The following is a 19,374-nucleotide window of genomic DNA, read 5'->3' as shown; positions in this document are numbered from 1 at the left end:
CCGCATCGTCATCGCTTGAAGTAGCGCTCCGGCCGCCGCCAGGTCCCGAATGAGACCGGCTGCCCCTTCGCGGCGCGGATCACGATCGGCTTCTCCGGTATCAGGGCTTCGGCGTCGGGATCCTGGCTGGGATTGAACCTCCACCACTGGGCTCGCCAGTTGTCGAAGACATAGCCTCCGACCTGCGGATCGAATCGGAAGGTGACGTAGTCGGTCCAGTGCGCGCCGCAGGACACGCCGTTCTCGACGGTAAAGTATGGGCCCCGAACGGCGATGTGGCGTCGCTCGAACGGATCGCAGCCGTTCCCGGCCAGCCCGCCGTCATCGGCGCGCAGGACGATGTCGTCATTGCGTCCGACGAGAACATAGCGCCCGTCCGGACCGGTCTCGAAGATCAGCAGCGGCCGCGCGGGCGCGGCGCGTCGTTCGGTCAGGGTATGCTTCGGCTCTGTCCGGGAGCCGAGGGCGACGAAGTAGAACTGGTGGCCGGCCAGGGGCGTCGCGTCGGCCGACCCGAGGACGGCATAGCCCGTGGGAAGCTGCCCCACGATCTCGGCCGGGAGCGCCGCCGCCGAAGCTGATCCGCCGGCGAACGTCGCTGTGATCGCGACCGCAACCCTCCAACCCCTTAGCGCCATGCCGGCAGTTTGCTCCGGGCCCGGCCTCGGTCAAGGACGCGCGGGCAGACCGCTCCTCTCCCGCGATGCTCCGCATCCGGTAGAGGAGCCGGCCGCCGCCTCCGATACCCCCTAGGCGCCGCCGCCGTTTCCGCGCGAACCTACCGCCTATGACCGCCCAGCCCGATGCCGACGATGCGATCTTCACCGACAGCGTCGCCGAGGTCGCCGGGCCGCCGTTCAACCCCACCGAGGCCGCCGCGGCGATCGTCCTGGGCGTGCTGGCCCTGCTGATTTCCGGCCTATTCAGCATCCTGTTCTCCACGCTCGCCGAGGAGCACCGCCTTTCCGCCGCCGGAATCGGGCTCTCGGCGATGATCGAGGCGCTTGTCACCACCGTGGTCACCGGCGCCGCTGGGATCATGCTGAAGCCGGTGCGCCTGCGGACCATCGCCGCTGTCGCCGCCGCCGCCCTCACCGCGCTCGACCTCGCCACCACGGCGGCCAGCGGGACGGGCGTGCTGGCGATCCGCGGCCTGGCCGGCGCGCCCGAGGGGATCCTGCTATGGATCGCCATCGGCTTTATCTCGCGCACCGCCACGCCGGAGCGGTGGGCGGCGTTGCTGTTCACCGGCATGGGCCTGTCGCAGCTCGCCGTCGCCACCGGGGTCTCGGCCTTCGTCCTGCCGCGCTTCGGGGCCAATGGCGGCTTCGTCGTGGTGGCGGTGAGCGCCGCCCTGGCGATCCCCCTGGCGCCGTTCCTGCCTACCCGCCTGGGCGCGCCCGGCGGCGAGGAACTCTCCGGCGCGCCGCCGCCGCGCGGCTGGCTGGCGCTGGCCGGCACCCTGGCCATGGCCGCGCCGCTGACCGCCGTCACCCTCTACCTCGTGCCCCTGGCCCAGCAGGCCGGCCTCAGCGTGGCCGTGGGGCGCACCGCCGTCTCCGTCAGCCTGGCCTGCCAGATGCTGGGCGGGGTGGTGGCGACCGCGATCGCCGGGCGGGTCCGCTACATCGCCGTCTTCTGGGTCTGCGCCGCCGCCTTCGCCGCCGCCTGGACGACCTACGCCTTCCATGCGCCCGCCTGGCTGTTCATCGGCTTGACCGGCGTGGCCGGTCTGGCCGCCTATGTCGCCGCGCCCTTCCTGTTGCCGATGACCGTCGAGGCCGACCCGTCGCGTCGCGCGACGATGCAGAGCGGCACGGTGCAGCTGCTGGCCGCCGCCTTCGGCCCCCTGCTGGCGGCGCTGGTCGTCAATGACAAGAACGTCCATGGCGTGCTGGTCCTGGGCTTTGCCCTACAGGCCGTGGGCCTGGCGATCGCCACCGGCCTGCACCGCACCGCCCACGCCGAACGCCGCCGCGCCTAGTCCTGCAGCCAGCCGCCGACCACGCAGGATAGCGCCCCGCCCCGTAGCGCCACCGTCGCCTGGCGCTCGTACCCCGGCTCGAACAGCACCTTGCGGCCATCGGCGGTGGTGACCGCGATCATCGCCGGCCGGGTGAACTGGCAGACATAGTCGGCCTCGCGGCTCAGGGCATGGCCGTGCGGGACCGAAGCGCAGCGGGCGGCGCCGAACACATGGGCGAAGTCCGCGCCGCCGTACTTGAACGTGTGCGGCTGGCGATGCAGGGCGATCTCGCTCCAGGCATGGCGCGCCAGGGGGCAGGCCGGGCCGCGGATGTCCCACGCCACCAGCATCTGGTGCTTGTGGTTCCAGAAGGCGAAGGCGGCGACCAATGGGATCGCGGCAGCCAGGAAGATCACCGTGCCCCTGGTGAAGCGCGCGGTGGCGTCCGGACGAGGCTTGCGGCCGATTTCCGTCGAGAACGTCATGGCGGTTTCATCCAAAGTACGCCTGTACTTCAGATAAAGTTACGCCTGTAATTCAGACTGTCAATGCGTGGAGTTGGGCTCCGGCCGGCCGGCCGCCATCTCCGGCGGCGGCGTCCCGCCCACCGGCTCGTCGCCCGCGAACAGGCCGTCCAGCCGGTGGCGGGTGGTTCGCTCGAATTCCTCGGCGGAGGTGGCGCGGCTGCGGGTCACCGACAGCTCCTTGACGATGGCCTCCTTGATCCGGTCCACCGCCGCTTCGTCCAGCACCCCGGCGCGGACCAGCTCGCGGGCCAGCGTCAGGAACCCCACCGCCGTCGCATGGGCGCGCAAGCCCACAAGCGAGACATTGTCGTGGATACGTTTCTCTTCGCGTTCGTCCATTCGCCCCACTCGAATAGAAGACACCTGAGTCGTCCGGTGACGGATCGACAGTGACTCTAACGCCGTAGCTTTGGAAGTCGCTGCGTCACATGGTTACGCCAGTTCAGGCGGGCTCCAGAGCCTTCTCCGCCTGCTTCTCCCAGCGGCCCCATAGCGCCTTCTCCTCGGCCTTGGCGGGAGCGACGGAAGCTTCCTTGATGTGGCCGAAGCCGCGGATCTTCTGCGGGATGGCGGCGATGCGCACCGCGGTCTCCAGCCGTTCGGGCGTCAGGCCCGCGACCAGCTTGGCGAGGCCGGCCTCGTAGTCGGCGACCAGGCCGCGCTCCATCCTGCGCTCGGCGGTGTAGCCGAAGATGTCCAGCGGGCCGCCGCGCAGGCCCTTGAGCTTGGTCAGCACCGGGAAGGCCGCGTCCAGCATCCAGCCGCCGAACGCCATCTTCTTCGGCCGCCCGTCCGGCCCCTTGCGGGCCAGCAGTGGCGGGGAGAGCCAGACCCTGGTCTTGCCGCCCTTGAAGGTCTCGTTGCGATAGGCCTGGAAGCGGCCGTCGGTGTAGAGGCGGGCGACCTCGTACTCATCCTTGTAGGCCATCAGCTTATAGAGATTGACGGCCACCGCCCGGGTCAGGGCTTCGGACTTCAGGGGCGCTTCCGCGGCGCGCACCTTGGCCACCTGGTCGGCGTAGCGCTTCGCATAGGCGGCGTTCTGGTAGGCGGTGAGCTCGGCCGTGCGCTGGGCGATCAGGGTGTCCAGCGGCAGGGTCTCCGGCGTCGGCACGTCGTCCTCGCGCTTGCCGCGGCTGTCCGGATCGACCAGCGCCTTGCGGCCCAGCTCGAAGGCCTGGAGGTTGGCCTCGGCGTCGACGCCGTTCAGCCGGATCGCCCGATAGAGCGCGCGGCTGGAGACCGGGATCTCGCCTTTCTGCCAGGCGAAGCCCAGCATGATCATGTTGGCGTAGATCGCATCGCCCAGGTTGTTCACCGCCAGGTTCTGGGCCGGCAGGGCGTCATAGGACTTCACCGCCGCGGTCAGGCGGCGGCCCTGGACGTCAGCGTCGAAGCGGATGTCGCGGTCGGTGACGAAGTCGGCGGTCGGCGCGAAGTCTGCGTTGCCCACCGCCACCGTGCGGTCCTTGGCGTAGAGCGCCAGCGCGTCGGCGCCGTCGGCCGAAAGCAGGTCGCAGGCGATCAGCACATGGGTGCTGGCCGCCGGCACGCGCCCGCCCACCACTGTCTCCTCGGTCTCACCGATGCGCACGTGGCTGAACACCGCGCCGCCCTTCTGGGCCAGGCCGGTCATGTCGACGACGCTGGCGGCGCGGCCGTCCACGTGGGCGGCCATGGCCAGGATCGAGGCGACGGTCGTCACCCCCGTGCCGCCGACGCCGGTGAAGACGATGTTCTTCACGCCTTCGAACGGGGCGAAGGCCGGCAGCGGGGTCGAGTCCGCCGTAAGCGCCGGCATGGCCTCGCGGTGCGGGTTCTCGGCGCCGACGAGCGTGATGAACGAGGGGCAGAAGCCCTCCAGGCAGGTGTAGTCCTGGTTGCACGAGGACTGGTTGATCTTCCGCTTGCGGCCGAACTCGGTGTTCAGCGGCTCGACCGAGACGCAGTTGGAGGTCTTCGAGCAGTCGCCGCAGCCTTCACAGACCAGCGGGTTGATCATCACCCGCTGCGGGGCGGCGTCCATGCGCCCGCGCTTGCGCCGGCGGCGCTTCTCGGTGGCGCAGACCTGGTCGTAGAGCAGGACGGAAACACCTGGCGTCTCGCGCAGCCGCTCCTGCACCGCCATCAGCTCCGAGCGCGGATGCACCTCCACGCCGGGCGCGAGGTCGGCGACGCCCTGGTACTTTTCGGGCTCGGCGGCCACGATGACGATGGTCTTCACCCCCTCGGCGGCGAGTTGGCGGGTGATCTGGGCGGGCGTGAAGCCGCTCTCGGCCGCCTGGCCGCCGGTCATGGCGACGGCGTCGTTGAACAGCAGCTTGTAGGTCATCGACGAACCCGACGCGACGGCGCCGCGCACCGCCAGCGAGCCCGAGTGATTGTAGGTGCCGTCGCCCAGGTTCACGAACACGTGGCTCTCGTTGGTGAAGGGCGAGGCGCCCACCCAGGAGAGGCCCTCGCCGCCCATGTGGCTGTTGAGGTCGGTCGACGGGTCGTTGAAACTTGCCATGTAGTGGCAGCCGATGCCGGCCAGCGCGCGGCTGCCCTCCGGCACCCGGGTCGAGGTGTTGTGCGGGCAGCCGGAGCAGAAGAACGGCTTCCTCTGCTGGTCGGCGCTGAGCGTCACGGCGGCCATCGACGCGGCCGAGACCCGGGCCAGGTAGTCGTGCACGCGGTCCATGTGCGGTCCCGGCGGCAGGCGGTCGGCGATCGCCAGCGCCACCTCGGCCACCGACAGGGAGCCGATCTCCGACAACAGCGGGTGGCCGTGCTCGTCCACCTTGCCGACGATCTTCGGCCGGGCGTGGGCGGGCAGGTCGTAGAGCGCCGCGCGCGCCTGGGTCTCGATCAGCGGCCGCTTGTGCTCGATGACCATCATGGTCTCGAGGCCGGCGGCGAAGGCGCGGACGCCCTGCGGCTCCAGCGGCCAGGGCATGCCCACCTTATAGATGGCGACGCCCAGGCTCGCGGCCTCGGCCGGCGAGATGCCCATGGCCGCGAAGGCCTCGATCACGTCCTTGTAGGCCTGGCCCTGGCAGACGATGCCCAGCTGCGGCCGCGAGGCGCCCAGCATCACCCGGTCGACCCGATTGGCGCGCGCGAAGGCCAGGGCCGCAGGGATCTTCTGGGTGCGCAGCCGCCGCTCCTTGTCCAGCGGCTGGTCCTTCAGCCGGATGCCGAGGCCACCGGCGGGCGCGCGGAAGCTCTCCGGCAGGACGTGGCTGTGGCGCTTCAGGTCAACGTCGATGGTGGCGCCCGAATCCATGGTGTCGGCCAGCGCGATCAGCCCGACCCACAGGCCGGAAAAGCGGCTCATGGCGTAGCCCATCAGGCCGTAGTCCAGCACCTCCTGCACGTCGGCCGGCGACAGCACCGGCATCTCGAAGTCCTGGAAGGCGTATTCCGACTGCGACGGGAGCGTCGAGGACTTGCAGTTGTGGTCGTCGCCGGCCACCGCCAGCACCCCGCCCTTGGGGAAGGTCCCGGCGAAATTGGCGTGCTTGAAGGCGTCGCCGGTGCGGTCGACGCCCGGCGCCTTGCCGTACCACATGCCGAACACGCCATCGTATTTGGCGGTCTCGGCGAACAGGTTGGCCTGCTGGCTGCCCCAGACGGCGGTGGCGGCCAGGTCCTCGTTGACGCCTTCCTTGAAGACGATCCCGGCGGAATCCAGGAACTTCTGAGCGCGGTGCGCCTGCTGGTCGAGGCCGCCCAGCGGCGAGCCGCGGTAGCCGGAGACGAAGCCGGCGGTGTTGAGGCCGGCGGCCGCATCCAGCCGGTGCTGATCCATCAGCACGCGCAGGAGAGCTTGGACGCCGGTGATGAAAACCCGGCCTTCCGTGAGCAGAAATTTGTCGTCGAGCGTCACTTCAGCGTGCCGCATCGCAATTTTCTTCCTTTCGGCCCTCGATCCTGCTTTAGAAGATCATATAAGATCGCAGCAATTGCTTGCCAAAAGCGTGCCCCGGCCTGTCCGTTCCGGGGCAAGAACAGAGCACTTTAAGCCCTCAGGGGGGAGGAAAACTTGTCCGAGGTCCTCGACGCCGTCGATGCCAAGATACTCGACCTCATCCAGTATGACGCCGGACTATCCGTAGCGGAGATCGCCGAACGGGTCGGACTGTCCTCCAGCCCCTGCTGGCGGCGGATCAAGCGGCTGGAGGACGCCGGCGTCATCCAGCGCCGGGTGACCATCCTGGACCGGGAGAAACTAGGCCTCGGATTCGAGGTCTATTGCACCGTCAAACTGAGCCTGCCGACCAAGGACAACCTCGACGCCTTCGAGACCGCGATCGGCAAGCTCTCCGAGGTGGTGCAGTGCGCCACGGTCACCGGCTCGGCCGACTACGAGCTGCGCGTGGTCACCCGCGACATGCACGCCTTCGACGACTTCCTGCGCGAGCGCATCCTGTCGCTGGGCCTGGTGTCGAACATCGAAAGCCGCATCGTCATCCGCTCGGTGAAGCACACCACCGCCGCGCCGCTCGGCTTGATCAGCCCCTACGTGAGCGCCCAGGGGTAAGGCGTGGACGACATCGCCAAGCTCGTCGCGCTGACCCTTCCTCAGTTCGCGGCGCTCGTGGCGCTGTTCCTGCCAGGCTTCGTCTCGATCAAGGTCGACCGGCTGATGCAGCCGGGCAAGCGATCCACCGGCGCGGACTTCATCGTCGACGCCCTGGCCTATTCACTGCTGAACGCCGCGGTCTTTGCCTGGGCGGTCCGGCGGGTGAGCCAGGAGCTCAACGGCGCATCGACCAACTATCCCCTCGTCTGGGCGCTGGGCGTGCTGGTCTGTGTGCTCGGGCCGGCGATCTGGCCGCCGCTTTTCCGCGTTCTCCAGCGGCTCGGCGCGCGCAGGGGCTGGCTGCTGCCGCCGCATCACGTGGCCTGGGACAACTACTTCACCCGCCATGAGCCTTGCTGGGTCATCGTGCACCTGAAGAACGGCAAGCTGGTCGGCGGCTATTTCGGATCGAAGTCCTTCGCCAGCGTTGAACCGGACTCCGGCCACATCTATCTTGAGGCCCTCTGGAAGCTCGATCGGAACGGCCATTTCACGACCCCGGTCACCGAGTCCAACGGCGCGTTGTTCCGGCCTGAGGATTATGACTGGATCGAGTTCTTCCGCGACGAGTAGGTGAGCCATGGCGACGAAGCCCAATACGAACAAGCCGGCGCCCAAGGGCTCATGGAGCCTGTTCGGCGCCTCGCCGGCCTATGACGGGCCCCGGAACCCCCCGAAGGGCGGTTCCGCCCTGCCGCCCGATCCGCCCCGCCAGGCGACCGTCAAGCGCAAGTAAGCGCTGCATGATCGAGCGCATCATCGACCAGCGCCGCCGCGACCTGGGCGGCTTCGAGGTCGGCCGCCTCCTGCCATACGGCGGCGGCCGGATGGTGGGACCCTTCATCTTCTTCGACCACATGGGGCCGGTGGATTTCCAGCCGGGCTTCCCGAAAAGCGTCGACGTCCGGCCCCATCCGCACATCGGGCTCTCGACGGTCACCTACCTTTTCGACGGCGCGATCACCCACCGCGACAGCGTGGGTTCGACCGAGGTGATCCACCCCGGCGAGGTCAACTGGATGACCGCCGGACGCGGCATCACCCATTCCGAGCGGTTCGAGGACCTGCGCGCCCGCGGCGGGAGCATGCACGGCATCCAGGCCTGGGTCGCCCTACCCGAGGCGGCCGAGGAGACCGATCCCGCCTTCGCCCACCATGGCGCCGAAGACCTGCCGACCTACGAAAGTCCGGACGGCGGGCTCTGGGCGCGGCTGATCGCCGGCAAGGCCTTCCACACCGAGGCCCGGGTGAAGACCCATTCGCCGCTGTTCTACGTCCACTGGCGACTGAAGGCCGGGGCCCGGGCCGACCTGCAGCCGGAATATCCGGAGCGCGCCGCCTATGTCGCCCAGGGGTCGGTCGAGGTGGACGGCCAGGTCCTGAGCGCCGGCCAGATGGCGATCTTCGCCCCGGGCCAGGCCGTCGTGTTCACCGCCCAGACCGACGCCATCGTCATGCTGCTGGGCGGCGAGCCGCTGGGCCAGCGCTTCATCGAGTGGAACTTCGTCTCCTCGTCCAAGGAACGCCTGGAACAGGCCAAGGCCGACTGGCGCGCCGGGCGCATGAAGCTGCCCGACGCCGACGACCAGGAGTTCATCCCGCTGCCCGGCGACCCGCCGCCGCCGGCCAACCCGATGAGCTGAGACCCGGCCCTCAGACCGGGCAAAGCCGTTTCAGCGGCGGCGTCATTTCGTCCAGCGCCTTGGCGAAGGCGGTGTCGGCCAACCGCTGCAGTTCCGCCGCCGTGGAGGCCCAGTTCATCACCGTCAGCGCCCCGCGATAGTCGGCTTCGAGCGGCGCCGAGCCAGCGCGTTCGGCCCGGACATGGACCACCACATTGGCCGTCTTGTTGGTGGCCGTGCCGGTGAGCCAGGCCTTGTCCAGCCGCACCTGCATGTTGATCGCTTCCGGCTCCGGCGCGGCCGCGAACCCCACCTGAAACCCCCGGCTGCCGAGCCCTTGCAGGATCGAGCGCAGCCAGGCCTGGGTGTCCGACGGTGCCTTCACCGCCCGGCCGACGATCCCCAGGATCTCCGGCGAGGTCCGCGCGTCGGCCACCGCGGTGATGTTCACGGCGCAGCCGCCAGCCGGGGCCGGAGCCCTGGCCGGAAGGTGGTCCTGGAACGTCCCGCTCGCCGTGATCGGCTCCAACGGCGCGCAGGCCGCCAGCGCCAGGCCCATCGCGGCGAGCGCGGGGCCGCCGCGCGCGGGGCCCCGCCCGGTCCGCCGCACCCCTACTGCCCGACGGTCTTGAAGTGGGAGATCGTGCCGTCGTAGTCGTAGAGCACGGTTCCGTCGGCGGCGTTGTCCATCGGCCAGCCGGTCAGGTGGGTGCCTTGATCGCCGGTGCGCTTGCCATGCTTCAGGGCGTCCACGTCGGCTTGGCTCTTCTCAAGCGCGCGCGGGATCAGCACGCCGATCTGGGTGAAGCCGGTGGTCAACGCCGCACGAGCCAGCTTGCCGTTGTCGGCGGTCCATTGGACGGCGTTCTCCTCGCCATCCTTCGACGGCGACGGCAGGGCGATGACGCTTACGATCTGCTGGCTGTAGACCAGGGCCTTGGGGGCCAGCCGGCTTTCCGGCTTCTGCCCGGCCGCGAGCGCCTTGTTGGCGATTCGGATGGTCAGGGTCACCCGCAGGGCCGAGAAATCCGGCACGGCGTCGTAGCTGTACTGGAAGATCGCCTGTTGCGGCGCGGCGCTGGCGTCGAGCGCGGCGCTGAGGCCTTGGATGGTGGCGTCACGGCCGAAGGTCACCGCGCCCGGCTGGAACCAGGCCAGCTTGGCGAGCGCCGAGGCCGTGGTGTCCTTGGCGAGCGCATCGGCGTCGAAACCGGTCAAGGCGGCGCGCAGCGGCTTGATCTCCCGCTCGGCGCGGTTGGCCCGGTCGGAGTTCACCTTCACGTCGATGAGCGCCAGCAGCAGGCCGCCGCCGCCGGCGACCGCGACCCTGGACTGGTTGATGTCCGACTTGAGCTCGTCCTGGGCGACCAGCACCGAAACCGAGCGGCCGCCCTCGATGCTGCGCGCGGACTCGGCCAGGATGTTCTTGGAATCTGCGGCAGCGGCGGTCGCGACGGACATGGACAGACCGACGACGACGGCCGCGAGGCCGCGTGTGAATGACGTTCGCATGGTTCCCCCCAATGGCCGGACCCCCTCCAATGGCGTCGGCCGGATAACAAGCTATCCAGACTCTCGCCTCGCGAGCAAGAGGACCAGCGTCAACCTCCCGCCGAGCGCGGGTCCTGTGGCGGCGCGATAGGCGCCCTGTTTTTAGGCGCCGGAACTGGCTACATCAGCCGCCATGAACGTCAGCGTCTTCGACCTCTTCAAGCTGGGGGTCGGTCCGTCCAGCTCCCACACCATGGGCCCGATGACCGCCGCGGGGCGGTTCCTGGAACGGCTGGGGCCGAAGGTCGGGCGCACGGCCCGGGTGCGGGTGACGCTCTACGCGTCGCTGGCGCTCACCGGCCGCGGCCACGCCACCGACCGCGCGGTGATCCTGGGCCTCAGTGGCTTCGAGCCGCGCACCCTGGATCCCGACCAGGCCGAACGAGTCGTCGAGGTCGTCCGCGCCGAGGGCAAGCTCAACCTCGCCGGACGCCACGAAATCGCCTTCGACGAGGCGACCGATCTCCTCTGGGAAGGCCGCAAGCGCCTGCCGCAACATCCCAATGCGCTCACCTTCACGGCCTTCGACGCCAAGGGCGCCCAGCTCGTCGAACGCACCTATTTCTCCATCGGCGGCGGCTTCGTGCGCGACGAGGGCGAGATGGGGCTGAACACCCCGCCGGAAGCCTCCGCCCTGGTCGAGGTCCCCTACCCGTTCGACTCCGGCGAACAACTGCTGGCCATGGCGGGCGACGCCGGCCTCACCTTCGCCGAGGTGATGCGCGCCAACGAACGCGCGCGCCGGCCGGGACCTGGGGCCGACGCCGAGATCGACGCCGGCCTCGATGAGGTGGCCGCGGCCATGTACGCCTGCATCGACCGCGGCATGCACGCCAAGGGCGTGCTGCCCGGCGGGCTGAAGGTGCAGCGCCGCGCCGCCCAGGTGCGCGAGACCCTGATGTCCGACGCCGACAAGCGCCTCGCCGACCCGCTGGCCGCGCTCGACTGGGTGAACCTCTGGGCGCTGGCGGTGAACGAGGAGAACGCCGCCGGCGGCCGCGTGGTGACCGCCCCCACCAATGGCGCGGCTGGCCTGGTCCCGGCGGTGCTGCGCTACTATGACCGCTTCCATCAGGGCACGGCGCAGGGGCGGCGGAATTTCCTGCTCACCGCAGCGGCCATCGGCTCGCTCTACAAGAAGAACGCCTCGATCAGCGGCGCCGAGGTCGGCTGCCAGGGCGAGGTGGGCGTGGCCTGCTCCATGGCCGCCGCGGGCCTCGCCGCGGCCCTGGGCGCCACCAACGCCCAGGTGGAGAACGCCGCCGAGATCGCCATGGAGCACAACCTCGGCCTCACCTGCGATCCGATCGGCGGCCTGGTGCAGATCCCCTGCATCGAGCGCAACGCCATGGGCGCGGTGAAGGCCATCGACGCCGCGCGCCTGGCGCTCCTGGGCGACGGCCAGCATTCGGTCAGCCTCGACAAGGTGATCGCCACCATGAAGCGCACCGGCGAGGACATGAGCGCCATCTACAAGGAGACCTCGCTGGGCGGCCTGGCGGTCAACCTGGCGGAGTGTTGAGCTGAGGCGATCGGTGTCGCCGGCCCCTTGGCTGGCCTCGGGAATCCTTTCCGTCCATGTCAATTGCAACCGGTTCTTTTCATGGTTGCCAGGGCTTGAAATGTAACCTTATGTGGTGATCACGCGACTCGGGGGGGACGGCGTGAAGCATCTGGTGTTCGCAGGCGTTGGCCTGCTGCTTGCGGGCTGCGCGACGATCACGCGGGGCACCACCGACACCTGGACCGTCAACACGACGCCCGTCGGCGCCACGGTCCGCACCTCGAACTTCTTCAGCTGCGACCAGACGCCCTGCACCTTCAAGATGAGCCGCAAGGCCGAGTTCGACGTGACCATCAGCAAGGTCGGCTACAAGACCTGGACCGGCCATGTGACGCACCATGTGGCCAGCTCGGGCGGCGCCGCCATGGCCGGCAACGTCATCCTGGGCGGCGTCATCGGCGCGGTCGGCGACGCCGCCAGCGGGGCCATGCTGGACCTCGTGCCCAATCCGCTCAGCGTCACGCTCGAGAAGGATGAACCGCAACCAGCGAACCAGCCGTAGACCGGCATTTTAAGGGGGAAGACTGTTGTCCAAATTCAAGATCATCGCGGCTGCGCCGCTGCTGCTCGCGCTGGCCGCCTGCTCGACGAACGTCACCGAAAAGCCGGGAACCGGCATCGCGGGCGGCGCCGGCGGGGCGATCGCCGTGCAGGCCGTTCAAGGCAAGGTCACGGCGCAAAACGCGCCCGGCGATCTGCTGCCGCGCCTGACCCAGGCGATCCAGACCGAGGCCGGGCACAACGCCGGCGGCAGCCCGGCCAATGTCGAGTTCACCGTCGTCGACTACCGCGAGGTCAGCAACGCGGTGCGGGCCCTGGGCGGGATGCTGGCCGGCAGCGACCGCCTGCACATCGCGGTCACCGTCAAGGATCCCTCGGGCAAGGTGCTGCGCGAGTTCGACGTCGATCGCAAGTCCAACCCGGGCGGCCTCGGCGCCGTGACCGATCACGAAGCCGGGCTGATCAACGCCGCCGCCAAGAGCATCGCCCAGACCCTGGCCAAATAGTCACCCTGGCCAAATAACCCACGACGGCGGACGCCCCGGCCGATGCGCCGCGGCGTCCGTTCGACGCCGTCCCGCCTAGCCTTCCAGATAGGCGCTGAGCTTGTCGACGATGCCGAGGCTGCCGCGCTCGCGGCTGCCGTTGTCGTCATAGCCGTCGAGGAAGGCGCCCTGCTCGGTCATCCGGAAGGCCGTGCCGCCGCCCGCCGCCTTGAACTCGAAGGTCGCCAGCGAGTCGGAGATCTTCCGCCCGTCCAGATGCATCGCGTAGGTGTAGATGATCCGCTCGCCGGGCACGATGTCGAGGTAGATGGCGTCGAAGGCGGTGACCATGCCGCTCTTCCAATTGCCCACCAGCCGCTCGCGGCCGCCGACCCGGAAGTCCATGGTCCGCTCGGCGATGTCCCACATCTCGTTGGGCGCGGTGAACCAGCCGTTCTTGCCTTCGACGCTGGCGAAGGCGTCGAACACCCGCTGGGGCGTCACGCCCGGATAGGTGCGTTCGATGGTGAACATGCCGTGCGCCACGCTGCGCTTGACGTGTGTATCGAGGGCGATGTCGGTGCTCATCTGGGGTCTCCGTCCGGGTACTTCTTGAGGTAGTCGCCGAGGCGGTCGAAGCGGTCTTCCCACTCCGCCCGGCGCTGGTTGAACCAATGCTCGGCGAGGCTGAGCGCGGCGGGCTCGATTCGGCAGGTGCGCACCCGGCCCAGCTTCTCGGAAGCCACGAGGCCGCTGGCCTCCAGCACCGCCAGGTGCTGCACCACCGCCGGCAGCGACATCTCGAAGGGCCGGGCGAGTTCGCTCACCGAGGCCGGCCCCAGCGTCAGCCGCTCGACCATGGCCCGGCGCGTGGGGTCGGCCAGCGCCTGGAAGGTGGCGTCCAGCCCCACCTCAGCCGTCCTTCAGCGGGAACATGTGGAAGACCGGCTCGGCCTCCTTCAGCACGCGCGCCACGCTGGGTCGGGTCTTCAGCCGATCTACATAGGCCCGCAGCGTCGGCCACTCATCCAGTTTCACTGCATAGTCGGCGTAGTAGAGCGCCGGAAAGGCCGCGCAGTCGGCGAGCGTGAAGGTCTCGCCCATGGCCCAGGGGCCTTCGATCAGCGGCGCCAGGGCGTCATAGCCCCGGGCGATCGCGGCCTTGGACTGCTCCACGCCGAAGGGGTCCTTGGGGCCGTCGCGCAGCCGCTCCCCGACGATCGCGAAGAACGGGGCGTGGATGTAGTTGTCGGCCACCCGGTCGCGGATCAGCACCGGCCGCGCGGCGTCCGGATCGGCCGGCAGCAGGCTCGCCGCGGAAGGATACTTCCGCGCCAGATATTCGATGATCAGGCTGGATTCCGGGACCGTCTCGCCGCGCTCGTCGTCGGTCAGCACCGGCAGCTTCGCCAGTGGCCAGACCTTCAGATACGCCGCGCGATCCTGCGGATCGAACAGCTGCACCTCGCGGTGGGTGAAGGCGATGTCCGCCTCATAGAGCGGGATCAGCACCTTCCAGCAGAACGACGACAGCGGGTGGTACCAGAGGGTCAGGGCCATGGCCGGGCTCCATACTTAAGTGATTACCTAAGTATCAGGCCGCGAGCGGCGACGCAAGCCTCCTTCTTCCCAGCGGGAGGAAGGCTAGCTCAGCGCCTTGCGGGTCTGCTCCCAATACTGGGCGCCGGTGATGATCGTGACCAGGGCCGCCAGCCAGAACAGGCCGTGGGCTACATAGGTCATCGGGTTGCGCAGCCCCGGATCGTCCGGTAGGCCGAAGGCGCCCCAGGCGGCGACGAACAGCTCGAAGGCCAGGGCCACCAGCTGCAGCGTCGTCTTCCACTTGGCCAGCAGGGTCACCGGCAGCTTCACGCCCTTGCCCGCGCCCACTTCACGCAGCGCGCTCACCGTGAACTCGCGGAACAGGATCAGACCGGCCGGCAGCACCACCAGGGGCTGGGCGCCTTGCGACATCAGGCCCAGGATCGCGCCGCAGACCAGCACCTTGTCGCCGATCGGATCGAGGATCGCGCCCCAGACGCTGACCGCGTTCATCTTGCGCGCCAGCCAGCCGTCGAAGAAGTCGGTCACCGCGGCGACCACGAAGGCGTAGAGCGCCCAGCGCTGCAGGGCGAACTGCACCTGCGGCTCCAGGTGGTCGGAGAGGCCGGGCACGGCGCCCGCCGCCGCGGCCAGGGCCACGAACATGAACAGCGCCAGCACCAGGCGCATCGAGGTCAGGATGTTCGGCAGCGACTTCATGGGCTCGGAGCGTCCGGATTGGGCGGTTCGTTCCGCCAAGCTTAGCGGTTCGGGGCTTTCCTCCCTACCGCCGAAGTGATCGATTGGCCCCCGTGCAATCCATCCCCATCCTGATCGGCGCGGGCCTGCTGTCCGGGGCGATGAACGCGCTGGCGGGCGGCGGCTCGTTCGTCTCCCTGCCGGCGCTGATCGCCGTGGGCGCGCCCTCGGTGACGGCCAATGCGACGAGCACGCTAGCCCTCTATCCCGGCGGCCTGGCCAGCGTCTGGGTCTATCGCGCCGACCGCGGGCCGGTGTGCGGCGCGCCGCTCGGCCTGCTGGCGGCCGTGACCGTGGTCGGCGGCTTGCTGGGCGCGGTGATCCTGCTGGCGACGCCCAGCCGCCTGTTCGACGGCATCCTGCCCTGGCTGCTGCTCACCGCCACCCTGGCGCTGGCCTTCGCGCGGCGGCTGGGCGAGGCGTTGCGGGGCGAGCGGCCCGCGCCCGTCGCGGTGATCGTCGCCGCCCAGTTCCTGCTCGGGATCTACGGCGGCTATTTCGGCGGCGCGGTCGGGCTGATGATGCTGGCCTTCTGGAGCGTGGCCGGCGCGGGCGACCTGAAGGCCCTGCAGGCGCCGCGCACCCTGCTGGTCAGCGCCGCCAACACCGCCGCGGTGATCTACTTCGCGCTGGCCGGCGCGGTGGACTGGGAAAAGGCGGCCTGGTTCGCGCCCGCCGGCCTGGTCGGCGGCTACCTCGGCGCCCACTTGGGAAAGCGGCTGCCCGCCGCCCTGGTGCGCTGGGGCACCCTGGCTCTGGCCGCGAGCATCACCGCGGTCTTCTTCTGGCGCGCCTATGCCCGCTGAGCCACGGTCCTAGAGCGCCCGGCGGCGCTTGCGCTCGACGACCGGCGCGGCGGCCGGCGGAGGCGGCCCGGCGGCGAAGTCGCGCGGGTGGACGAATTCGGCGCGGTACCACGGCCGCGTGCGCGCGTCGAAGATCGACTTCAGCCAGTCCTTGACCAACCGCACCCGGGCGGGCCGCACCGCGTCGCGATGGTGCACCAGCCACAGCTTGGCCGGCCCCACCTTCAGCACGTCCAGCATCACCAGGTCGGGCAGCACCGAGGCGATGGAGGTCGGCATGGCGCCGATGCCTACCCCGTTGCGCACCGCCTCGATCACCACGGCGCTGGAGTTGGTCTCGATGCGGCGGTGGGTCAGGGTCTGCCAGGCCTCCACCTTCTTGCCCCACAGCTCGCGCTGATGGGTCTGGGCGGCGTGGTGGACGTAGGGGTGCGGCAGCACCTCCTCGATGCTCGCCGGCGCGCCATAGAGGCTGATGTATTCGCGGCTGGCGAACAGGGCGTAGTGCACGTGGGCGATAGGCTGGGCGACCGCGTCCGGCTGGGTGGGCTCGGCGAAGGTCAGCGCCAGTTCCGCCTCGCCGTCCAGCGGCCGGTCGGGCCACAGGCCGCAGTCGATGGAAAGGTCGATGCCGGGATAGGCCCGCAGGAACTCCGGCAGGTGCGGGGTGATGAAATAGCCGGAGACGCCGTCCGGAGCGGCCAGGCGTACGCGGCCTTGCGGCAGGATCTCGCTGTCGCCGACCTCCAGCTCCAGCGCGCCGGCCATCTGCTCCATGGTCCGCACCCGCTGGAAGGCGGCCTCGCCGGCCTCGGTCAGCGCCGCGCCCCGGGGGCCGCGGTGGAACAGGGTGACGTTGAGCTGGCGCTCCAGCTCCTCCACCGCGCGGGTGACCGTCGACGGATTCACATTGAGCGCGCGCGCGGCCGCGTTGATCCCCCCCGTCTCGGCGACGGCGAAGAACACGCGCAGGTACGACCAATCCGCTCGTCTCCGGGCGATTTCGCCCATCCCCACCTCCGGCAGATCTGCGGGCAGCCTATTGCAATCTTTGCGGGCGCCCAAGCGGTGAAGCTGGCGTGAGCCTCCGGAGCAGGAGGCGCCATCATGCAGAACACCGCCATCGCCCGTCCCGCCAGTGGGGCCGCCGCTGGGGCCGCCAGCCTGTCGGCCCGGCTGGCGCAGGACCTTGCTCCCTTCGACGTCAGGCCCGCCCGGACCGACGGAATCCGCGCCGCCCGCGCCTTCGCCGCGCAACTGATCGGCGAAGGAATCGTCACCGCCCATGATCTGGAGCGGGTCCACGCGCTCAGCGGCGAGGCGGCGCTCTACACCACCCGGGAGGACGGCGCGCTCACCGGGGTCCTGGCCTTCGTGCTTCTAAATGCCGCAGGCCTGAAGGCCGTCCGGGAAGGCGGCTTCGACGCGCTGTCGCCTGCCGCGGCCCATGTGGCCGGTCCGGGGGAACGGGCCTGCGCCTTCTACGGCTGGGGCGTGGCTGCGACCACCAAGACCTCCGCGCGGCGGGTGATCGACGGGGCCAGGGCGATCATGGCCGGCGCCGTCGGCCACCTGCCGAAGTTCGCGCGGCCCACCACCGAGGCCGGCCATCGGCTGATGCGCGAGCGCCTCGGCTTCGTCGACCTGCCCGGCTGCGCCGATGACCTGGTCTGGCAGCCGGCCCTGGAAGAGGCGATCGCGGCATGACCCCGACCCGCTCGAGCCGGCGCCTGGCGCCCGCCGCCGCCCCGTCCATCGCCGCCAACGCCGACTATTCGGTGGGCGTGGTCCGCACCCTCGAGGAGATGCTGCAGGTCCAGACCGTGCGCGCCCTGGTCTACATGGGCGACCAGGCCTGCCCCTACGACGAGGAGTTCGACGGCAACGACTTCTGCGGCGCGACCCACCTGCTGCTCCGCTGCGGACGCGAGCCGGTGGGCGTGGCGCGGCTGCGCTGGTTCGGCGAGTTCGCCAAGTTCGAACGCCTGGCCGTGCGCAAGGAGCATCGCGGCGGTCCAGGCCTGAAGCTGCTCTGCGATGCGGCCTTCGCCCTCGCCGCGCGCAAGGGCTACCGCAAGCTGATCGGCCACGCCCAGGTGCGCGGCGAGGCCTTCTGGAAGCGCTATTTCAAAGGTCGCCGCCGGCCCGGCCGGCCGGCGTTCAACTTCTCCGGCTACGCCTATCTGGAGATGGAGTTCGAGCTTGCGCCGCGCCGCGACAGGGTCGGGCTTCAGAGCCCGCCGATGGTGCTGCTGCGGCCCGAGGGCGACTGGGACCGGCCCGGAATCCTCGAAGGCGCCGGGCTGGAGACCGCGGCGCAGGGCCTAGCGGCGTGAGCGAGATGCTGAGCCGACCCCAGGCGGACGGCGTCCTGCTGCTGTGCCTGGACGCGCTGACCCCTGCCCCAGCCTCCGACTGCGACGGCGTGGTGCGCGGTCCGGACCCCGCTTGGCGCGCCAACGCTGCGCGCCTGTTGACCCACGCCCGCGGCCAGGGCTGGGCGGCAGGGCACGCGATTTCGCGGCGGCCGCGGCCGGGCGAGGCGCCCTGGCGGGCGGCGGAGGGCCTGGCCCCGATCCCAGCCGAGCCGGTCTATCACCGCGAGGAGGCCTCGGCCTTCGCCAGCCCCGAGCTGTCCGCCGCCCTCGCCGGCGGGGGCCGGCCCGAGGTCGTGCTCTGCGGCCTGTCGCTCAACGGCTCGGTCCTGGCCACGGCGGTGGACGCGACGCGCCTAGGCGTGCGCCTGACCCTGGCCCTCGACGCCACCCTGATGTCGGTGGCCGAACAGCCGGGGCTGGAGGGCCTGTTGCGCCTGCAGCGGCTGGGCCACCTGCCCAGCCTGGTGCGCACCGCCGCCACCGAGACCCTGCTGCGGCCGTGGCGGCCCTTGCGGGTGGTGGTCGGCGGGCGAGGCTAAACGCCTGTTTGGTGTTTCAAGACTGACGCGTTACGGTTCCGCTCTACGAAATCGAGGGGGCCGCCAATGGGAGAGGCCGTCAGCCCAAATCCGATCGATGTGGCCGTCGGAGCCCGTATCCGCGTGCGCCGCAAGGAGCTCGGCATGAGCCAGGCCGCGCTGGCCGAACAGCTGGGCGTCAGCTTCCAGCAGGTTCAGAAGTACGAGCGCGGCGCGAATCGGATTTCAGCCTCCATGCTGGTGAAGACCGCCCGCGCGCTCGACTGCCCGGGTGGCTTCCTGCTGGGCGCGCGCACCGTCAAGGAAGAGAACCACGCCCCGCAGGAGGACGCCCTGCAGGCGGAGCTCAACAGCCTGCTGGCCATTCCGGGCGCCGTGGAGCTGCTGCGCGCCTTCGCCAAGGTTCCGCAGGGCGAGGCCCGCAGCTCGGTCTTGGCCATCGTGCGCAGCCTGGCCAACCGCGCCGGACCCTGCCGGGGCGCCTGACTGCCGCGGTCCACGCAGCAGCCCATTGCGGAAATTCCGGGTTCAGCCGCCGGCGGCCGCTGAGGCCACCTGCAGGTCGCC

At 70.1% G+C, this 19,374-nt stretch carries 24 protein-coding genes; 13 read left to right on the top strand and 11 right to left on the bottom strand.

Going from position 1 to position 19,374, the window contains the following annotated elements; all coding sequences use genetic code 11:
• Positions 1 to 8 precede the first annotated feature (8 nt).
• On the bottom strand, positions 9 to 638 hold the full coding sequence (locus VGL85_RS04850; RefSeq protein WP_331586562.1) for a hypothetical protein: 630 nt from the start codon (positions 636 to 638) through the stop codon (positions 9 to 11).
• 149 nt (positions 639 to 787) lie between these two features.
• Between VGL85_RS04850 and VGL85_RS04845 the strand changes: the two genes are divergently transcribed.
• The gene (locus VGL85_RS04845) at positions 788 to 1,984 is read left to right on the top strand and encodes a hypothetical protein (RefSeq protein ID WP_331586560.1); all 1,197 of its coding nucleotides are present in this window, start codon (positions 788 to 790) and stop codon (positions 1,982 to 1,984) included.
• Here VGL85_RS04845 and VGL85_RS04840 read toward each other — a convergent pair.
• The 3 genes from VGL85_RS04840 to VGL85_RS04830 form a co-directional block, all read right to left on the bottom strand.
• Positions 1,981 to 2,451: a hypothetical protein gene (locus VGL85_RS04840; RefSeq protein ID WP_331586558.1), complete on the bottom strand. Its 471-nt coding sequence runs from the start codon at positions 2,449 to 2,451 to the stop codon at positions 1,981 to 1,983. The genes VGL85_RS04845 and VGL85_RS04840 overlap by 4 nt on opposite strands.
• Positions 2,452 to 2,511: 60 nt before the next feature.
• Positions 2,512 to 2,832, bottom strand: coding sequence for a hypothetical protein (locus VGL85_RS04835; RefSeq protein ID WP_331586556.1), 321 nt, complete (start codon positions 2,830 to 2,832; stop codon positions 2,512 to 2,514).
• Between the two features lie 103 nt (positions 2,833 to 2,935).
• Positions 2,936 to 6,379 (bottom strand): indolepyruvate ferredoxin oxidoreductase family protein, encoded by a 3,444-nt coding sequence (locus VGL85_RS04830; RefSeq protein WP_331586554.1) that lies wholly within the window; start codon positions 6,377 to 6,379, stop codon positions 2,936 to 2,938.
• Between the two features lie 141 nt (positions 6,380 to 6,520).
• On the opposite strand from VGL85_RS04830, the gene VGL85_RS04825 reads away from it, so the two are divergent.
• The 4 genes from VGL85_RS04825 to VGL85_RS04810 are packed head-to-tail and all read left to right on the top strand — an operon-like array spanning position 6,521 to position 8,703.
• The gene (locus VGL85_RS04825) at positions 6,521 to 7,018 is read left to right on the top strand and encodes an Lrp/AsnC family transcriptional regulator (protein ID WP_331586552.1); all 498 of its coding nucleotides are present in this window, start codon (positions 6,521 to 6,523) and stop codon (positions 7,016 to 7,018) included.
• Between the two features lie 3 nt (positions 7,019 to 7,021).
• Positions 7,022 to 7,633 carry a DUF6338 family protein gene (locus VGL85_RS04820; RefSeq protein WP_331586550.1) on the top strand — a complete coding sequence of 204 codons (612 nt, stop codon included), beginning with the start codon at positions 7,022 to 7,024 and terminating at the stop codon, positions 7,631 to 7,633.
• Positions 7,634 to 7,640: 7 nt separating this feature from the next.
• Complete coding sequence (locus VGL85_RS04815) at positions 7,641 to 7,796, top strand: hypothetical protein (RefSeq protein WP_331586548.1); 156 nt, start codon at positions 7,641 to 7,643, stop codon at positions 7,794 to 7,796.
• Between the two features lie 7 nt (positions 7,797 to 7,803).
• Positions 7,804 to 8,703 (top strand): pirin family protein, encoded by a 900-nt coding sequence (locus tag VGL85_RS04810; RefSeq protein WP_331586546.1) that lies wholly within the window; start codon positions 7,804 to 7,806, stop codon positions 8,701 to 8,703.
• Between the two features lie 10 nt (positions 8,704 to 8,713).
• Here VGL85_RS04810 and VGL85_RS04805 read toward each other — a convergent pair whose 3' ends face one another.
• Together VGL85_RS04805 and VGL85_RS04800 are read right to left on the bottom strand one after the other, a co-directional pair.
• On the bottom strand, positions 8,714 to 9,292 hold the full coding sequence (locus tag VGL85_RS04805) for a hypothetical protein (protein ID WP_331586544.1): 579 nt from the start codon (positions 9,290 to 9,292) through the stop codon (positions 8,714 to 8,716).
• Positions 9,293 to 9,294: 2 nt separating this feature from the next.
• Complete coding sequence (locus VGL85_RS04800; protein WP_331586542.1) at positions 9,295 to 10,143, bottom strand: hypothetical protein; 849 nt, start codon at positions 10,141 to 10,143, stop codon at positions 9,295 to 9,297.
• Positions 10,144 to 10,366: 223 nt separating this feature from the next.
• On the opposite strand from VGL85_RS04800, the gene VGL85_RS04795 reads away from it, so the two are divergent.
• The 3 genes from VGL85_RS04795 to VGL85_RS04785 all read left to right on the top strand — a co-directional run bounded on the left by VGL85_RS04795 (position 10,367) and on the right by VGL85_RS04785 (position 12,804).
• Positions 10,367 to 11,755: an L-serine ammonia-lyase gene (locus VGL85_RS04795; RefSeq protein WP_331586540.1), complete on the top strand. Its 1,389-nt coding sequence runs from the start codon at positions 10,367 to 10,369 to the stop codon at positions 11,753 to 11,755.
• Positions 11,756 to 11,897: 142 nt separating this feature from the next.
• On the top strand, positions 11,898 to 12,299 hold the full coding sequence (locus tag VGL85_RS04790) for a PEGA domain-containing protein (protein WP_331586538.1): 402 nt from the start codon (positions 11,898 to 11,900) through the stop codon (positions 12,297 to 12,299).
• A 25-nt stretch (positions 12,300 to 12,324) separates the two neighbouring features.
• Positions 12,325 to 12,804, top strand: coding sequence for a DUF4410 domain-containing protein (locus VGL85_RS04785; protein ID WP_331586536.1), 480 nt, complete (start codon positions 12,325 to 12,327; stop codon positions 12,802 to 12,804).
• Between the two features lie 75 nt (positions 12,805 to 12,879).
• Here the strand turns inward: VGL85_RS04785 and VGL85_RS04780 are convergent, their stop codons facing one another.
• From VGL85_RS04780 to pgsA, 4 genes are all read right to left on the bottom strand, one after another.
• Positions 12,880 to 13,371 (bottom strand): SRPBCC family protein, encoded by a 492-nt coding sequence (locus tag VGL85_RS04780; protein ID WP_331586534.1) that lies wholly within the window; start codon positions 13,369 to 13,371, stop codon positions 12,880 to 12,882.
• Entirely contained in the window at positions 13,368 to 13,694 is a 327-nt protein-coding gene (locus VGL85_RS04775) for a metalloregulator ArsR/SmtB family transcription factor (protein ID WP_331586532.1), read from the bottom strand. Before VGL85_RS04775 ends, VGL85_RS04780 begins: the two co-directional genes overlap by 4 nt.
• A 1-nt stretch (position 13,695) precedes the next feature.
• Positions 13,696 to 14,343 carry a glutathione S-transferase family protein gene (locus tag VGL85_RS04770; protein ID WP_331586530.1) on the bottom strand — a complete coding sequence of 216 codons (648 nt, stop codon included), beginning with the start codon at positions 14,341 to 14,343 and terminating at the stop codon, positions 13,696 to 13,698.
• Between the two features lie 84 nt (positions 14,344 to 14,427).
• Positions 14,428 to 15,045, bottom strand: coding sequence for a CDP-diacylglycerol--glycerol-3-phosphate 3-phosphatidyltransferase (pgsA, locus tag VGL85_RS04765; RefSeq protein ID WP_331586528.1), 618 nt, complete (start codon positions 15,043 to 15,045; stop codon positions 14,428 to 14,430).
• Between the two features lie 92 nt (positions 15,046 to 15,137).
• Between pgsA and VGL85_RS04760 the strand changes: the two genes are divergently transcribed.
• Complete coding sequence (locus VGL85_RS04760) at positions 15,138 to 15,890, top strand: sulfite exporter TauE/SafE family protein (RefSeq protein WP_331586525.1); 753 nt, start codon at positions 15,138 to 15,140, stop codon at positions 15,888 to 15,890.
• Positions 15,891 to 15,899: 9 nt separating this feature from the next.
• Here the strand turns inward: VGL85_RS04760 and VGL85_RS04755 are convergent, their stop codons facing one another.
• A complete protein-coding gene (locus VGL85_RS04755; RefSeq protein WP_331586523.1) occupies positions 15,900 to 16,901 on the bottom strand; it encodes a LysR family transcriptional regulator in 1,002 nt (333 codons plus the stop codon).
• A 96-nt stretch (positions 16,902 to 16,997) separates the two neighbouring features.
• Between VGL85_RS04755 and VGL85_RS04750 the strand changes: the two genes are divergently transcribed.
• The 4 genes from VGL85_RS04750 to VGL85_RS04735 all read left to right on the top strand — a co-directional run bounded on the left by VGL85_RS04750 (position 16,998) and on the right by VGL85_RS04735 (position 19,293).
• Positions 16,998 to 17,597 (top strand): hypothetical protein, encoded by a 600-nt coding sequence (locus VGL85_RS04750; RefSeq protein ID WP_331586521.1) that lies wholly within the window; start codon positions 16,998 to 17,000, stop codon positions 17,595 to 17,597.
• Positions 17,594 to 18,226, top strand: a complete 633-nt coding sequence (locus VGL85_RS04745; protein ID WP_331586519.1) for a hypothetical protein — start codon at positions 17,594 to 17,596, stop codon at positions 18,224 to 18,226. Before VGL85_RS04750 ends, VGL85_RS04745 begins: the two co-directional genes overlap by 4 nt.
• A gap of 5 nt (positions 18,227 to 18,231) precedes the next feature.
• Positions 18,232 to 18,807, top strand: coding sequence for an isochorismatase family protein (locus tag VGL85_RS04740; RefSeq protein WP_331586602.1), 576 nt, complete (start codon positions 18,232 to 18,234; stop codon positions 18,805 to 18,807).
• A 66-nt stretch (positions 18,808 to 18,873) separates the two neighbouring features.
• A complete protein-coding gene (locus VGL85_RS04735; protein ID WP_331586517.1) occupies positions 18,874 to 19,293 on the top strand; it encodes a helix-turn-helix domain-containing protein in 420 nt (139 codons plus the stop codon).
• Positions 19,294 to 19,374: the final 81 nt, after the last annotated feature.

Origin of the sequence: Phenylobacterium sp. (assembly GCF_036501465.1) — a bacterium.
Taxonomy (GTDB): domain Bacteria; phylum Pseudomonadota; class Alphaproteobacteria; order Caulobacterales; family Caulobacteraceae; genus Phenylobacterium.
This window is presented reverse-complemented; position numbering and strand designations above follow the sequence as displayed.

What these genes read in the sequence shown, in the direction of transcription:
- VGL85_RS04770 (WP_331586530.1), bottom strand. Translation starts at nt 14,343, where the DNA reads ATGGCCCTGACCCTCTGGTACCACCCGCTGTCGTCGTTCTGCTGGAAG.
- VGL85_RS04815 (WP_331586548.1), top strand. Translation starts at nt 7,641, where the DNA reads ATGGCGACGAAGCCCAATACGAACAAGCCGGCGCCCAAGGGCTCATGG.
- VGL85_RS04835 (WP_331586556.1), bottom strand. Translation starts at nt 2,832, where the DNA reads ATGGACGAACGCGAAGAGAAACGTATCCACGACAATGTCTCGCTTGTG.
- VGL85_RS04840 (WP_331586558.1), bottom strand. Translation starts at nt 2,451, where the DNA reads ATGACGTTCTCGACGGAAATCGGCCGCAAGCCTCGTCCGGACGCCACC.
- pgsA (WP_331586528.1), bottom strand. Translation starts at nt 15,045, where the DNA reads ATGAAGTCGCTGCCGAACATCCTGACCTCGATGCGCCTGGTGCTGGCG.
- VGL85_RS04830 (WP_331586554.1), bottom strand. Translation starts at nt 6,379, where the DNA reads ATGCGGCACGCTGAAGTGACGCTCGACGACAAATTTCTGCTCACGGAA.
- VGL85_RS04735 (WP_331586517.1), top strand. Translation starts at nt 18,874, where the DNA reads ATGGGAGAGGCCGTCAGCCCAAATCCGATCGATGTGGCCGTCGGAGCC.
- VGL85_RS04780 (WP_331586534.1), bottom strand. Translation starts at nt 13,371, where the DNA reads ATGAGCACCGACATCGCCCTCGATACACACGTCAAGCGCAGCGTGGCG.
- VGL85_RS04755 (WP_331586523.1), bottom strand. Translation starts at nt 16,901, where the DNA reads ATGGGCGAAATCGCCCGGAGACGAGCGGATTGGTCGTACCTGCGCGTG.
- VGL85_RS04810 (WP_331586546.1), top strand. Translation starts at nt 7,804, where the DNA reads ATGATCGAGCGCATCATCGACCAGCGCCGCCGCGACCTGGGCGGCTTC.
- VGL85_RS04740 (WP_331586602.1), top strand. Translation starts at nt 18,232, where the DNA reads ATGCTGAGCCGACCCCAGGCGGACGGCGTCCTGCTGCTGTGCCTGGAC.
- VGL85_RS04845 (WP_331586560.1), top strand. Translation starts at nt 788, where the DNA reads ATGACCGCCCAGCCCGATGCCGACGATGCGATCTTCACCGACAGCGTC.
- VGL85_RS04850 (WP_331586562.1), bottom strand. Translation starts at nt 638, where the DNA reads ATGGCGCTAAGGGGTTGGAGGGTTGCGGTCGCGATCACAGCGACGTTC.
- VGL85_RS04750 (WP_331586521.1), top strand. Translation starts at nt 16,998, where the DNA reads ATGCAGAACACCGCCATCGCCCGTCCCGCCAGTGGGGCCGCCGCTGGG.
- VGL85_RS04745 (WP_331586519.1), top strand. Translation starts at nt 17,594, where the DNA reads ATGACCCCGACCCGCTCGAGCCGGCGCCTGGCGCCCGCCGCCGCCCCG.
- VGL85_RS04800 (WP_331586542.1), bottom strand. Translation starts at nt 10,143, where the DNA reads ATGTCCGTCGCGACCGCCGCTGCCGCAGATTCCAAGAACATCCTGGCC.
- VGL85_RS04795 (WP_331586540.1), top strand. Translation starts at nt 10,367, where the DNA reads ATGAACGTCAGCGTCTTCGACCTCTTCAAGCTGGGGGTCGGTCCGTCC.